The organism is Streptomyces sp. BBFR25 (assembly GCF_044590125.1).
In the GTDB taxonomy this organism is placed as follows: domain Bacteria; phylum Actinomycetota; class Actinomycetes; order Streptomycetales; family Streptomycetaceae; genus Streptomyces; species Streptomyces canus_D.
This window is the reverse complement of sequence record NZ_CP172447.1, coordinates 4,401,855-4,414,972: the sequence shown is the minus strand read 5'-3', so window position 1 is coordinate 4,414,972 and position 13,118 is coordinate 4,401,855. Positions and strand designations below refer to the sequence as shown.

The following is a 13,118-nucleotide window of genomic DNA, read 5'->3' as shown; positions in this document are numbered from 1 at the left end:
GTACAACGGCCGGAGGCCCCCGCCGGGCGGACGCGCTGACGCCGGGACGGGCGGGGGGCTGCACGGGCCACCGGGCCGGTACGTCCGGCGGCCCGCCCGGCCACGCGTGCGGCCGACGAGCAGCCTCGCAGCCGGACGAGCGGGGAAACTGCGGCCACAGGCGCACCGCGACCCCAGGTGCCACGGCGGTCGGACGGTCATCACGGCCTGGGCGGCGACCGGACCGGCCGGACTCCCGCACAACGGTCGCGATCCGGCCTCCGACCGGGTCTCCGCGGCGGCCGCGCCCCACAGCCGATCCGCCGTCGCCGACCGAGGCCACGGCACCCGGCCGGACGCATCAGCCCCGCCGGGCGCCCCCACCACCCGGTCACGGCCACCGGCCAAGTCCTCCCCGTCGGGCGCCCCTCGGCGGCAGCCGGTCCGTCGCGGGCCGGGTGGGGTCGCCGTGACCGGCCGGCCCGTGTTCACGCGCCCCGGTCGCGCAGTGCCGTGCGGGCCGGGAGGGTGACGGAGGCCAGGCCGAGGACGCCCGCGGTGGCGGCGAAGGCGGCGTAGAGCAGCGGGGGCACGTGCGGGAACTCGCCGGTCAGGCCGCGCATCATCGGGGTCAGCGTGATCATGGCGATGGCGGTGCCCAGGGCCACGCCCGCCGCCGACACCAGCAGGCTCTCCCAGCCCAGCATGCGCAGCACCTGGCGCCGGGTGGAGCCGACCAGGCGGAGCGTGTGCAGTTCGCGGCGGCGGTCCAGGACCGTCATCACCAGGGTGTTGACCGCGGCGACGGCGGCGAAGCCGCCCAGGACGGCGGCCATCATGTAGTTGGCCCAGGCGCCGAACTCGCGGTCCACGTTCTGCGCGAGCGCGTAGCCGGAGGCGTCGGTGACCTCGCCGAGCGCCCGCAGCGGCCCCGCCTCGCCGCCGCTGACCAGCAGCGTGTCGGCGAAGGGCGACGTGACGTGGCCGTCCAGGGCGGCGCGGTCCATGGTCACCGCCGGCAGGCCCAGGCCGCGGCCGTAGACCGCGACGACCTCGGGGGCGGCCTTCGTGCCGTCGGGGAGGTAGAGGGACAGCTCGTCGCCGAGGCCGACGTCCGTGGCGGTGGCCAGGGTCCTGTCGATGGCGATACGGCCCGGGCCCACCCGGTCCAGGCTGCCCTCGCGCACGTCGAGGTCCTGGACCTTCGCGAGCTGCGCGCCGGGGCCCGCGAGGCCCTGCGTCGCCGTCCCCTGCAACGAGGTCTCGCCGCCGCCGCGTACGGGCACCAGCACCTGGGTGTCCAGCAGGCTCACGGCCGCGTCCACCCCGGGGGCGCGGGCGGCCCGGTCGGCGGCGTCGGCGGGCAGGCCCGCCGGGGCGGTGACCACGTGGTCCGCCGTGACGCCCTCGCGGAGCTGCTCCGCGGCGACGTGGCTCTCGCTGGTGTGCATGAAGACCAGCGTCGACGCGAAGGCCATCGCCAGCACGATCGGAGTGATCGCGGAGGCCATCCGGCGCGCGTTGGTGCGCGAGTTGGCGGCGGCCAGCGACGCGGAGGCCCCGCCGCCGCGCAGCAGCAGGCCGAAGAGCGCCGCGCACAGCCGGGCCAGGACCGGTCCGAGCAGGGCGACGGCCAGCATGAAGAGCATGACGACGCCGAGGGAGGCGTTGGCCGCGTCGGACCCGGCGGCGGAGGCCGCCACACCGGCGAGCACCGAACCGCCGCCGACCGCGGCAAGGCCGAGGACCGTACGGACGGCACCCGGCCGCAGCCGCTCCACCGAGGCCTCGGCGAGCGCCTGACCCGGCTTGATCCTCGCGGGCCTGCGCCCGGCCGCCCAGCCGGCCCCGAGCGCCGTGAGCAGTCCCACCCCGACGGCGGCCAGCAACGGGAAGCCGGACACGTGCAGCTCGACCGCCTCGGGAACGGCCCCGCGGTCCTGCATCTGGCCGAACCACCAGTGCGCGAGCCCGATGCCCGGCAGGCAGCCCAGCAGCCCGGCGAGCGGGGCGACCAGCAGCGCCTCGGCGGCGACCGCGCGGCGGATCTGCCGCGGGGTGGCGCCGACGGCACGCAGCAGCGCGAACTCGCGGGTGCGCTGGCCGACGGAGAGCGCGACCGTACCGGCCGCGGTGAAGACCGCGACCAGGGTGGCGATCCCGCCGAAGGACCCGCCGACCGCGAAGAGCGTCTCCTTGGCGTACGCCAGCCCGTGGTCCTCGACCTCGCCGCGGTCGTCGCCGGTGAGCACCTGCGCGCCGGAGCCCGCGAGGGCCTTGCCGACGGCGGCCGCGAGGGAGTCCGGGTCGACGCCCTCCTCGGCGACGACGGCGACGGCGTCGGCCTTGCCGGGGTGCCCGGCCAGCACGGGCGCCTCGGCGTCGGCGAACCAGGCCGTACCCGCGCCGCTTGCCCCCTCGCCCGCGGTGTCCCCGGCACCGGCCTCGGCCAGCCCGGACACCCGGAAGTCGGCGGGCCCGGCGGCCGTCTCCAGCGCGACGGTGCCGCCGACGCCGACCCGCGCGGTGCGGGCCGCGTCGGCGCCGAGGACCACCTCGCCCGGCCGCGGCGCCGCGCCCTTGGACAGCGTGGTGCCGGTGAAGGCGTGCGAGCCCCAGCCGTGGCCGGTGAGCCCGCCGGAGGCGGAGCCGCCCCCGTGTACCGGGAAGGTGAAGTCCGGTACGGCGGTGGCGGCGCCCGGCACCGCGGCGGCCTTCGCCGCGAGCCCCGCGTCCACGCGGGCCGTGTCCGGCAGCGGGTACGCGGTCTCCTCGGGGCCGTCGACGGTGTCGGCGACGACGCGCGCGGACTGGTCGGCCGCCGCGACGACCGGCGCGTTCGCGTACCGCTCGGCCGGCACCGAGGCGCGCAGGCTGGTCTCCAGCAGGACACCGCAGGCCGCGACGATCAGCGCCGACATCATCAGTGCGACGAAGGTGCCCGCGAACGAGGCGGGCTTGAAGCGCACGGCGGCGCGCGCGAGACCGTTGGGCTTGACGCTCATGCCGCCACCCCCGCGCCGGCCCCGGCCGTCGCCCGCGTACGCCCGGTGAGCGCGGTCATCCGGGCCGCGATCCGCTCCGCCGAACCCCGTTCCAGGTGGTCGGCGAAGGCCCCGTCGGCGAGGAACAGCACGCGGTCGGCCCAGGCGGCCGCGGTCGGGTCGTGGGTGACCATGACGACGGTGGCGCCGAGGGTGTCCACCGCGTGCCTCAGCAGTCCGAGGACCTCGGCGGCGGTGCCGGTGTCGAGGGCGCCGGTGGGCTCGTCGGCGAAGATCACGTCGGGGGCGGTGACCAGGGCGCGGGCGACGGCCACGCGCTGCTGCTGGCCGCCGGACAGCTCGCCGGGCCGGCGCCGCGCCTTGTCGGCGAGCCCGACCTGCGCGAGCACCGCCGCCGCCCGGCCGCGGTCCTGACGCTGCCCGGCCAGGCGCAGGGGCAGCAGGACGTTCTGTTCCACGGTCAGCGACGGCAGCAGGTTGAACGCCTGGAAGACGAAGCCGAGGCGGCTGCGGCGCAGCTCGGTCAGCTCGTTCTCGTTCATGCCGGTGATCTCCGTGCCGCCGAGGCGCACCGATCCCGCCGACGGCCGGTCGAGCCCGGCGGCGCACTGCAGGAACGTCGACTTGCCGGACCCGGACGGGCCCATGACGGCGGTGAAGGTGCCGCGCGGGAGGCCGAGGTCGATGCCCGCGAGCGCGTGCACGGTGCCCGCGCCGCGGCCGTACTGCCGCCGGACCCCGCGCAGTTCGACGGCGAGACCGGGCGTGGCGGCCGGGGCCTCGGGTCGGTGGTCCAGCCCCGCCCGGTCGTCCGTCTGCCGCCGCTTGCCCTTGCGTAGCCTCATGGTGCCGTCTCCCTCATCCGTGCATCAGGTGTGTCCCTGTGACGGAGGGAAGAGTGCGGGGACGGCTCGGCGCCGGGCGTCATACCGGGGAGCCATTGTGGGACCGCTACCGCGGTAGGGGGTCGGGCATCCCACCGCGAGGAGGGGCGGGACTACTCTCCCGGAGCCACCAGCCCCGACTCGTACGCGAAGACCACCGCCTGGGCGCGGTCGCGCAGGTCGAGCTTGGTCAGGACGCGGCTCACGTGCGTCTTGACCGTCTGCTCGGCCAGCACCAGGGTCCGGGCGATCTCCGTGTTCGACTGCCCGCGCGCGACCAGGGTGAGGACCTCGGTCTCGCGTTCCGTCAGGCCCTTGAGCCGCAGCGCGGGCTTGCCCCGTGCCGCCGGGCGCTGCTGGGCGAAGTCCGCGATGAGGCGGCGCGTGACGGAGGGGGCGAGCAGCGCGTCGCCCGAGGCCACCACGCGGACCGCCGCGATGAGGTCGGCGGGCGGCGCGTCCTTCAGCAGGAAGCCGCTCGCGCCCGCCCGCAGCGCCTCGTACACGTAGTCGTCGACGTCGAACGTGGTGAGCATCAGCACCCGCGGCCGGTGGGTCACGCCCGGCGGGGGCGACAGCAGACGGCGCGCTGCCTCCAGCCCGTCCATCTCGGGCATCCGCACGTCCATCAGCACGACGTCGGGATGCGTACGGCGGCTCAGCTCGACGCCCTGCGCGCCGTCGGGGGCCTCGCCCACCACGTCGATGTCGCTCTGGGCGGCCAGCAGCGCGGCGAAGCCCGCCCGCACCATGGCCTGGTCGTCGACGATGATGACGCGCGTCGTCACGTGAAGTCCTCTTTCGTAAGGGGGAGTTGGGCGGCGACCCGGAAGCCGCCGTCCGGCAGCGGGCCCGCGTCCAGGGTGCCGCCGACGAGCCGCACCCGCTCGCGCATGCCGACCAGGCCGTGCCCGGTGCCGCCCACTTCGAGCGGCCCGGCGGGCGGCTCGGGCGGCGGTTCGTTGACGACCAGGACGGTGAGCCGCTCCCCGCCCGGCCCGTCGGCGGGCCGCGCCACCGACAGCGACACGTGCGTCGCGGCTCCCGGCGCGTGCCGTACGACGTTCGCGAGGGCCTCCTGGACGATCCGGTACGCGGAGAGGCCCACCGCCTCGGGCACCTCGGCGTCGCAGGGGGTGAACTCCACCGGTCCGCCCGTCCGCGCCGTGCCGTCCACCAGCTGCCCGATCTGCGCGAGGCCCGGCTGGGGCGCCAGTTCGCCGTGCGCCTCCTCGTTGCGCAGCACGCCGAGGAGGCGCCGCATCTCGCCGAGCGACTCGCGCGCGGTCGCCGCGATGGACGTGAACTCCTCCCGCACGTCCGGCGACAGCGCCGCGAGACGGTACTCGGCGGTGTCCGCCTGCACCGTGATGACGGACATGTGGTGCGCCACCACGTCGTGCAGCTCGCGCGCGATGCGGGCGCGTTCCTCCAGCAGCGTCCGCCGGCCCCGCTCGGCCTCGCTGATCGTCTCCTGCTCGGCCAGTCTGCGCTGCACCTCGTACCGCTCGCGCAGCACGCCGCCCAGCAGGAGCGCGACGCCCCCGAGGATGGTGAGCAGCAGTTCCTTGGCGCCCGCGCCGTGCGGTGCGACGAAGCCCAGGGCGACGTTCGCCGCCGCCGTCGCGAGCCACACCAGCAGCAGCGTCCGGCGCCGCTCGCGCAGGCCCAGGGCGAGGCAGAGACCGACGTACCCCACGAGCCCCATGGGCGGGAAGGGCCACAGCAGCCGCTCCTGGAAGTCGACGCCGAGCAGGGCGAGCGCCCCGGCCACGTCCGCGGCGAAGACCACGTACCAGGCTTGGAGCGGCCGTACGACGGCGAGCAGCAGCGGTGCCGCCTGCGCGACGGCCAGCGCGCTCGCGACCGCGCCGTTCAGCCCGTAGTCGGCGGTGAGGACCACGATGGTGGTGGGCAGCAGGGCCACGCACAGCACGAACGCCACGGCCCACGGCAGCGCGCGCACCCACCGCCGCGAAGCCCCCGCGAGCAGCGCGCGCGGGCGCTGCTCCTCCACTGAGGTCATGGTCACCACCCTAGGTGCCGGGCGGAGCCACGCCGTCACCCTGGAGAGCCAAGCCGGGGTGATACCCCGGTAGGGGGTCGGGGCCCCGCACCCCGGCCGGTGGTCCGTCAGACGGGGGCCGCCGTCCACTCCCGCAGCAGCGCCAGCCGCTGGTCCCTGGTGGGGGCGACGTCCGCGGGCTCGTCCCGGCGCCAACCGAGCAGTTCCCCGACGGTGGTGGTGCCGTCGGCGAGGCGGGCGAGGAGGGTGCGGGAGAGGGCGTACTCGTCCGGGGTGTGGATACCGCCGGTGACGGCGGCCAGGGCGTTCGCCTCGACCGTGCCGTCGTCCTCCGTCTCCACCAGCACCGTGAAGAGTGGCGGGTGTTCGCCGTCGCCCGTGATCAGCACGAGGACCGAGTCGAACGCCATGGACGCCAGCCGCCGCCCGGCGGACCGCACGGCCACGTCCCGCACGTCCAGCCCGCGCACCTCGCCCCACCCCCAGGACCGGCCGCCCTGCCCGCCCCCGAGGATCTCCACCCCGTCCTCGGTCAGCCGCACCCCGGGCGCCGCACCGGTGGGTTCGGCCCCCAGGTACACGCAGTCCTCACTGATCCAGAACAGGCCGACCATGGCCACGGGCGTCTCCTCCGACGGAACGGACGTCACTGTCGCCGGAGGAGACGAACCGGGCGCGGGGGAGGTTCCGGGGTCAGGCCACCGGCGTCGTCGGGCCCACCAGTTCTGTCAGGACATCCTCCATCGTCACGAAGCCCAGGACCGAGCCCGTCTCGCCGGTGACGGCGGCCAGGTGGCTGTCCTCGGCACGCAGGGCGGTGAGGGTGTCGTCCAGGGGGGTGTCGATGCGGACGCGGGTGACGCGGTGCAGGGCCGTGCGCGGGAAGGGGCTCTCGCGGTCGGTCAGGCCCAGGGTGTCCTTGATGTGCAGGTAGCCGAGGACGGTGCCGCCGGGGCCGGTGACCGGGAAGCGGGAGTAGCCCGCGTCGGCGGCCAGGCGTTCCAGCTCGGCCGGGGTGACCGTGTGCGGGACCGTGCGCATCTTCTGGGCCGGGACCAGGATCTCGCCGACCGGGCGGGTGCCCAGCTCCAGCGCGTCGCGCAGGCGCTCGCCGTCGGCCGGGGTGAGCAGTCCGGCCTCGCTGGCGTCGACCACCATGCGGGCCAGCTGGTCGTCGGTGAAGACGGCCTCGACCTCGTCCTTCGGCTCCACCCGCAGCAGCTTGAGCAGCGTGTTGGCGAAGGCGTTGATGCCGAAGACGACCGGCTTCAGGGCCCGGGTGAGGGCGACCAGCGGCGGGCCGAGGAACAGCGCGGTGGTCGCCGGGGCGGCCAGCGCGATGTTCTTCGGGATCATCTCGCCGATCAGCATGTGCAGGTACGTCGCCAGGGCCAGGGCGATCGCGAAGGCGACCGGGTGGACCAGCGCGTGCGGCATGTGGACCGCCTCGAACACCGGCTCCATCAGGTGCGCGATGGCCGGTTCCGCGACCGCGCCGAGCACCAGGGAGGAGACGGTGATGCCGAGCTGGGCCGTGGCCATCATCTGGGAGATGTGCTGCAGGCCCCACAGGGTCATCCGGGCGCGCTTGTCGCCCGACTTCGCGCGCGGCTCGATCTGGCTGCGGCGCACCGAGATCATGGCGAACTCGGCGCCCACGAAGAACGCGTTGGTCAGCAGCGTCAGCGCGCCGATGAGGAGCTGTACGACGGTCATCGGGCCAGCTCCCGCTCAGCGTGCGCCGACCGCGCGCGTTCCGGCCGCTCGTGCGGCGCGGGTGCGTGCGCCGACGGGTCGGCGTCCGGCGCGGGGGCCGTGACGCGCAGGCGGTCGGCGCGGTGGTGGTCGACGTCGAGGACGTCGATGCGCCAGCCGTCCAGGGCGACCACGTCGCCCTTGGCGGGGATGCGCGTCAGACGGGTGGCGACCAGGCCGGCCAGGGTCTCGTACGGGCCCTCCGGCGCGGTCAGGCCGATGCGCTCCAGGTGGTCCAGGCGCAGCGATCCGTCGGCCTCCCAGGCCGCGCGGCCGTCCGCGTCGGCGGGGGCGGGCAGCAGGTCCGGGATCTCCACCGGGTCGTGCTCGTCGCGCACCTCCCCGACGACCTCCTCGACGATGTCCTCGACCGTCGCCACGCCCGCCGTGCCGCCGTACTCGTCGATGACGACGGCCATGGTGCGGGTGGCGCGCATGCGCTCCAGGAGGCGGTCGGCGGGCAGGCTGTCCGGCACCAGGAGCGGCGCGGTGGCCAGCTCGGTGACGGGGGTGGCCCGGCGGCGGTCCGGCTCCAGGGCCAGCACGTCGCGGATGTGGACGGTGCCGATGACCTCGTCCAGGCTGTCCCGGTAGACCGGGAAGCGGGACAGGCCGGTGGCGTGCGAGAGGTTCGCGGCGTCGGCGGCGGTGGCGTGGGACTCCAGGGCCTTGACGTCCACGCGCGGGGTCATGACGTTCTCCGCGGTCAGGTCGCCCAGGTGGAGGGTACGGACGAACAGCTCCGCCGAGTCGGCCTCCAGGGCGCCCTCGGCGGCCGAGTGCTGGGCGAGGGCGACCAGTTCCTCGGCGCTGCGGACGGAGGCCAGTTCCTCGGCCGGTTCCAGGCCGAAGCGGCGCACGAAGCGGTTCGCCGTGTCGTTCAGGTGCCGGATGAAGGGGCCGAAGGCGGTGGTGAAGCCGCGCTGCGGGCCCGCGACGACCTTCGCGACGGCCAGCGGCCGGGAGATCGCCCAGTTCTTGGGGACCAGCTCGCCGACGACCATCAGGACGACGGTGGAGACGACCACGCCGAGCACGGTCGCCACCGTCGAGGTGGCGCCGCCCAGGCCGATCGCCCGCAGCGGGCCGCGCAGCAGCACCGCGAGGGACGGCTCGGCCAGCATGCCGATGACCAGCGAGGTCACCGTGATGCCGAGCTGGGCGCCGGACAGCTGGAGGGTCAGGGACCGTACGGCCTTCAGGGCGCCGTCGGCACCGCGCTCACCGGACTCGGCGGCACGCTCCAGGTCGGAGCGCTCGACGGTGGTGAGGGAGAACTCGGCCGCGACGAAGAGGGCGCAGGCCAGGGTGAGGAGGAGGGCCAGCAGGAGCAGCAGGACCTCGGTCACCGTGCCACCCCGCTTCCCTCACGCGCATACGGGGGCACTGGCGGGCCGGCCGCGGCACGGCCGGTACTGGGAGGCTCCATTACGGAACGGGACTCCTTAACGGGGTCGGTGGGCACCGGTACCAGCCGGGCGCCCGAGGGTTCTCCCTCATGGTAAAGGACGAGCAAAAGGATAGGGAGTCCTCGGACCCCTATGCTTCTACTCGCCTGTAGAGAACTGCCGGACGGCTCCGGTTGTTCCCCGCACGAAAGTGAAGGAGTGAACGCCTCGATGGTGTTCAAGCGGCTGCTCGGTTCCCTCGGCGTGGGCGGACCCACGGTGGACACGGTCCTCGACCCGGGCGCCGCCCGGCCGGGGGGCACGCTGTCGGGCCGGGTCCACCTCGTCGGCGGCACCGCCGGCCACGACGTCGAGCACGTCGCGCTGGAGCTGGTGGCCCGCGTGGAGACCGAGCACGGGGGGCGCGGCGAGGGGGAGCACGCCGACGGGGAAGGCGGGGAGGGCGTCGTCGTCTTCGACCGGCACACCCTCGGCGGGCCCTTCCGGCTCGCGGCTGGCGAGGAGACGAGCATCCCGTTCGCGGTGACGCTGCCGTGGGAGACCCCGGCCACCGAGCTGTACGGGCAGCCGCTGGGGATCGTGCTCGGCGTGCGCACCGAGCTGGCCGTCGCCGGCGCCCGGGACCGGGGCGACCTGGACCCGCTCGCCGTGGCGCCGCTCCCGGCCCAGGAGGCCGTCCTGGAGGCCCTCGGCGGGCTCGGCTTCGGCTTCCGCTCCGCCGATCTGGAGTACGGCCGCATCGGCGGCACCGGGCAGCGGCTGCCCTTCCACCAGGAGATCGAGCTGACCCCGCCCCCGCGCTACGCCCACCAGGTCAGCGAGATCGAGCTGACCTTCCTGGCCGTGCCGGGCGCCCTCGAAGTGGTGCTGGAGGCGGACAAGCGCGACGGCGCGTCGCCCGACGGCCACGGCGGCCACGACGCGGTCAGCCGCTTCACCGTCCCGCACGAGGGCCCCGCCGGGCCGCGGGACTGGACCGCCCTCGTCGACGGCTGGATCCAGGAACTGGTCGAGCACCGCGCGTCGTACGGCTCCCACGCGGTGTACGGCCACGAGGCCGGGGTCGGCGCCGCCGTCATGGCCGGGGCCGCGGGCGTCGCCGTGGGGATGGTGGCGGCCGAGGCCGTCGACGAGGTGGGGGACTTCTTCGAGGGCGACTCCGAGGACGGGGAAGACTGGTAACTTCTACAGTGATGTAGAGCAATGGGCGGGGGCCGCCTGCGCCTCCCGTCCGACCGGTACGGAGTACGGAGTTCTCATGGCCCTGTGGGACCGCTTCAAGGAGTCCGCGTCGCAGATGCAGACGCAGCTCGTGGCGAAGAAGAACGACCTCAAGAGCGGTGCCTTCCGCGACGCGAGCATGGCGATGTGCGCGCTGGTCGCCGCGGCCGACGGGAGCGTCGACCCCTCGGAGCGGCAGCGGGTCGCCCAGCTGATCTCGACCAACGAGGTGCTGCAGAACTTCCCCGCCGACGACCTGCGCCGCCGCTTCGAGGACAACCTGGACAAGCTGACCGCCGACTTCGCCTTCGGCAAGGTGGGCATCCTCCAGGAGATCGCCAAGGCGAAGAAGAAGCCCGCCGAGGCACGGGCCGTGATCCAGATCGGCATCGTGATCGGCGGCGCGGACGGGGACTTCGACAAGGACGAGCGCGCGGTGGTCCGCGAGGCGTGCTACGCCCTCGACCTGCCGCCGCACGAGTTCGACCTCTGATCCCCCGCGGGCACCCGGGGCCCGCCCCGGCCCGCGGGCCGTGCCGTAGATTCCGGGTGCGGGCCCGTGCCGCGGGCCCGCACCGTACGTCCACCAGGGGAGCGCCGTGTTCGGACTGAGCGAGCTAGCGATCATTCTCATCGTCGTCGCGGCCGTCGTCGCCGTGCGGAAGCTGCCCGAACTGACCCGCTCGGCGGGCAGGTCGGCCCGCATCCTCAAGTCCGAGGCCCGGGCCGCGAGGGACGCGGACGAACCGGGGACGCCGCGCGTCATCCAGGGCGAGACGGTCGAGCGCGAGGACCCCGGCACCGGCTCCCGGACCTGAGCCCGGCCCGCCTCACGCGCCGGGCTCGCGGTCCCCGGCGCGGGTGCGGTGCGGGCCCAGTTCGCGCAGCACCTCGGCGAGTCCGGCGGCGGTGAGCGCGGGGGCGGGCAGGGGCCCGGCGGCCGGTGCGGTGCGCAGGCCCGCCAGGAACAGGGCGAGGGGGCGGCGCCAGGCATCCGGCACGGTCGCCCCCTTAGTCGCGTCCGGCGTCGCGGTCGCGGCGGTCAGCGCCGGGACCGCGCGGCCGAGTGCCGCGAGGCCGAACAGCACGTCCTCGGTGGTGACGTCGGCGCGGACGGTGCCCTCGTCGCGGAGGCGGGACAGCAGCGCGTCCACGGTCCGGCGGTTGTGCCCGTGCACGGCCTCCAGGCTCTCGACACCCCGCAGGTGCGTGGTCATGAGGTCGTTGGAGCCCCGGTCGGCGGCCAGGGTGCGGAAGACCACCTCCAGGTAGGCGGTGAGCCCCGCCCACGCGTCCGGGGCCTTCCTGGCCCGCTCACCGGCGTCCATCGTGCCCGTCAGCGAGTCCCGGAACACGGCGTCCACCAGGGCGGCACGGGTGGGGAAGTGGCGGTAGAGCGTCGCGTTGCCCACCCCGGCCCGGCGCGCGATCACGTCCAGCGGCGCGTCCAGCCCCTGTTCGGTGAACACCTCGTGGGCCGCCTCCAGCAGAAGCTCCCGGTTGCGCCGCGCGTCACGTCGCTGCCGGGGCGCTCCGTCGCGTGCGCCGACGGTCATCCTCGCCCTCCGGGTCGTACGAACCGGGGAGTGCTCCCCGTGCTCCGGGTGCCGATGCTATCGTCGGCCGAGGAAACGGGGAGTACTCCCCGTTTAAGTTTCTCCCCCTCAGGAGGCCCCATGACCGCGCCCACCGTCGAGGAACTGGCCGCCCTGCGGGCCCGGGGCGCCGTGCACCGGGTGCTGGTGCCGGGCAGCGGGGAGAGCTGGCTGGTGGTGACGCGCGACGCGGCGCGGGCCGCGCTCGCCGACCCGCGGCTGCGCAACGACATCCGGCACTCCGCGTCCTGGCGGAGCGACGGCGGGCACGCCATCGGCCACAACATGCTCCAGAGCGACCCGCCGCAGCACACGCGCCTGCGCCGCCTGGTCGCCGGGCACTTCACGCCGGGCCGGACCGCCGCCCTGCGCCCGCGCGTCGAGCGCATCGCGCACGACCTGCTGGACGCGCTGCCGCGCACGGGCACGGCCGACCTGGTCGCCCGGTACGCACTGCCGCTGCCGGTCACGGTGATCTGCGAGCTGCTGGGCATCCCGGAGAGCGACCGCGGGGGCTTCCACACCTGGTCGAACGAGCTGGTCATGCCCACCTCGCCGGAGGCGGCCCGGTCGGCGGCCGACGCCCTGACCGGCTACCTCACCGAGCTGACCGACGCCAAGCGCCGCATCCCGGACGGCACGCTCCTGGCCGACCTGGTGGGCGCCGCCGACAGCGGCAAACTCACCGCCGGGGAACTGCTCGGCATGGCCTTCCTCATCCTGGTCGCCGGGCACGAGACGACCGTCAACCTGATCTCGGCCACCGTCCACGGCCTGCTCACCCACCCCGACCAGCTCGCCCGCCTGCGCGCCGAGCCGGAGCTGACCGAGAGCGCCGTGGAGGAGTCGCTGCGCCACCACTCCCCCGTCCACGCCTCCGCGTTCCGCTTCGCGGCCGAGCCGCTGGAACTGGCGGGCACCGCGATCGCGGCGGGCGACTCGGTGCTCGTCTCCCTCGCCGCCGCCTCCCGCGACCCGGCGCACCACCCCGACCCCGACCGCTTCGACATCGGCCGCCGCCCGCGGGGCCACCTCGGGTTCGGCCACGGTCCGCACCACTGCCTGGGCGCCCCGCTGGCCCGCGTCGAGGCCGCCGTCGCCGTCCGCCTGCTCCTCGAACGGCACCCCGCGCTCGCCCTCGCCACCGACCCGGCGACGCTCACCTGGCGCACCAGCACCCTGCTGCGGGGGCTGACGGAACTGCCGGTGCGGCTCGGCTGATCCGCGGACCGGTGCCGGTGGCA

Annotated in this window: 12 protein-coding genes; 4 read left to right on the top strand and 8 right to left on the bottom strand. The window is 75.3% G+C overall.

Annotation, left to right across the window (positions count from 1 at the left end; all coding sequences use genetic code 11):
• Positions 1 to 467: 467 nt before the first annotated feature.
• The 7 genes from ACGH52_RS20065 to ACGH52_RS20035 all read right to left on the bottom strand — a co-directional run bounded on the left by ACGH52_RS20065 (position 468) and on the right by ACGH52_RS20035 (position 8,998).
• Entirely contained in the window at positions 468 to 2,984 is a 2,517-nt protein-coding gene (locus ACGH52_RS20065; protein WP_399941179.1) for an ABC transporter permease, read from the bottom strand.
• Entirely contained in the window at positions 2,981 to 3,829 is an 849-nt protein-coding gene (locus tag ACGH52_RS20060; RefSeq protein WP_171987258.1) for an ABC transporter ATP-binding protein, read from the bottom strand. The genes ACGH52_RS20065 and ACGH52_RS20060 overlap by 4 nt, the downstream gene beginning before the upstream one ends.
• A gap of 152 nt (positions 3,830 to 3,981) precedes the next feature.
• Complete coding sequence (locus ACGH52_RS20055) at positions 3,982 to 4,656, bottom strand: response regulator transcription factor (protein ID WP_052843618.1); 675 nt, start codon at positions 4,654 to 4,656, stop codon at positions 3,982 to 3,984.
• On the bottom strand, positions 4,653 to 5,894 hold the full coding sequence (locus tag ACGH52_RS20050; protein WP_399941176.1) for a sensor histidine kinase: 1,242 nt from the start codon (positions 5,892 to 5,894) through the stop codon (positions 4,653 to 4,655). The genes ACGH52_RS20055 and ACGH52_RS20050 overlap by 4 nt, the downstream gene beginning before the upstream one ends.
• Positions 5,895 to 6,001: 107 nt before the next feature.
• On the bottom strand, positions 6,002 to 6,508 hold the full coding sequence (locus ACGH52_RS20045; protein ID WP_247699658.1) for a hypothetical protein: 507 nt from the start codon (positions 6,506 to 6,508) through the stop codon (positions 6,002 to 6,004).
• A gap of 79 nt (positions 6,509 to 6,587) precedes the next feature.
• A complete protein-coding gene (locus tag ACGH52_RS20040) occupies positions 6,588 to 7,610 on the bottom strand; it encodes a hemolysin family protein (protein ID WP_059299387.1) in 1,023 nt (340 codons plus the stop codon).
• Positions 7,607 to 8,998, bottom strand: coding sequence for a hemolysin family protein (locus ACGH52_RS20035; RefSeq protein ID WP_399941172.1), 1,392 nt, complete (start codon positions 8,996 to 8,998; stop codon positions 7,607 to 7,609). Before ACGH52_RS20035 ends, ACGH52_RS20040 begins: the two co-directional genes overlap by 4 nt.
• 270 nt (positions 8,999 to 9,268) lie before the next feature.
• On the opposite strand from ACGH52_RS20035, the gene ACGH52_RS20030 reads away from it, so the two are divergent.
• The 3 genes from ACGH52_RS20030 (at position 9,269) to ACGH52_RS20020 (ending at position 11,097) form a co-directional block, all read left to right on the top strand.
• Positions 9,269 to 10,240: a sporulation protein gene (locus ACGH52_RS20030; RefSeq protein WP_171987267.1), complete on the top strand. Its 972-nt coding sequence runs from the start codon at positions 9,269 to 9,271 to the stop codon at positions 10,238 to 10,240.
• A gap of 76 nt (positions 10,241 to 10,316) precedes the next feature.
• A complete protein-coding gene (locus ACGH52_RS20025) occupies positions 10,317 to 10,772 on the top strand; it encodes a tellurite resistance TerB family protein (protein ID WP_087808281.1) in 456 nt (151 codons plus the stop codon).
• A 106-nt stretch (positions 10,773 to 10,878) separates the two neighbouring features.
• Entirely contained in the window at positions 10,879 to 11,097 is a 219-nt protein-coding gene (locus ACGH52_RS20020; protein ID WP_076975121.1) for a twin-arginine translocase TatA/TatE family subunit, read from the top strand.
• A 12-nt stretch (positions 11,098 to 11,109) separates the two neighbouring features.
• Here the strand turns inward: ACGH52_RS20020 and ACGH52_RS20015 are convergent, their stop codons facing one another.
• On the bottom strand, positions 11,110 to 11,835 hold the full coding sequence (locus ACGH52_RS20015) for a TetR/AcrR family transcriptional regulator (protein ID WP_399941168.1): 726 nt from the start codon (positions 11,833 to 11,835) through the stop codon (positions 11,110 to 11,112).
• Between the two features lie 120 nt (positions 11,836 to 11,955).
• On the opposite strand from ACGH52_RS20015, the gene ACGH52_RS20010 reads away from it, so the two are divergent.
• A complete protein-coding gene (locus ACGH52_RS20010) occupies positions 11,956 to 13,095 on the top strand; it encodes a cytochrome P450 (protein ID WP_399941165.1) in 1,140 nt (379 codons plus the stop codon).
• Positions 13,096 to 13,118 lie beyond the last annotated feature (23 nt).

Coding starts and splice junctions, on each gene's coding strand:
- ACGH52_RS20030 (WP_171987267.1), top strand. CDS start 9,269: ATGGTGTTCAAGCGGCTGCTCGGTTCCCTCGGCGTGGGCGGACCCACG.
- ACGH52_RS20040 (WP_059299387.1), bottom strand. CDS start 7,610: ATGACCGTCGTACAGCTCCTCATCGGCGCGCTGACGCTGCTGACCAAC.
- ACGH52_RS20060 (WP_171987258.1), bottom strand. CDS start 3,829: ATGAGGCTACGCAAGGGCAAGCGGCGGCAGACGGACGACCGGGCGGGG.
- ACGH52_RS20045 (WP_247699658.1), bottom strand. CDS start 6,508: ATGGTCGGCCTGTTCTGGATCAGTGAGGACTGCGTGTACCTGGGGGCC.
- ACGH52_RS20065 (WP_399941179.1), bottom strand. CDS start 2,984: ATGAGCGTCAAGCCCAACGGTCTCGCGCGCGCCGCCGTGCGCTTCAAG.
- ACGH52_RS20015 (WP_399941168.1), bottom strand. CDS start 11,835: ATGACCGTCGGCGCACGCGACGGAGCGCCCCGGCAGCGACGTGACGCG.
- ACGH52_RS20050 (WP_399941176.1), bottom strand. CDS start 5,894: ATGACCTCAGTGGAGGAGCAGCGCCCGCGCGCGCTGCTCGCGGGGGCT.
- ACGH52_RS20025 (WP_087808281.1), top strand. CDS start 10,317: ATGGCCCTGTGGGACCGCTTCAAGGAGTCCGCGTCGCAGATGCAGACG.
- ACGH52_RS20010 (WP_399941165.1), top strand. CDS start 11,956: ATGACCGCGCCCACCGTCGAGGAACTGGCCGCCCTGCGGGCCCGGGGC.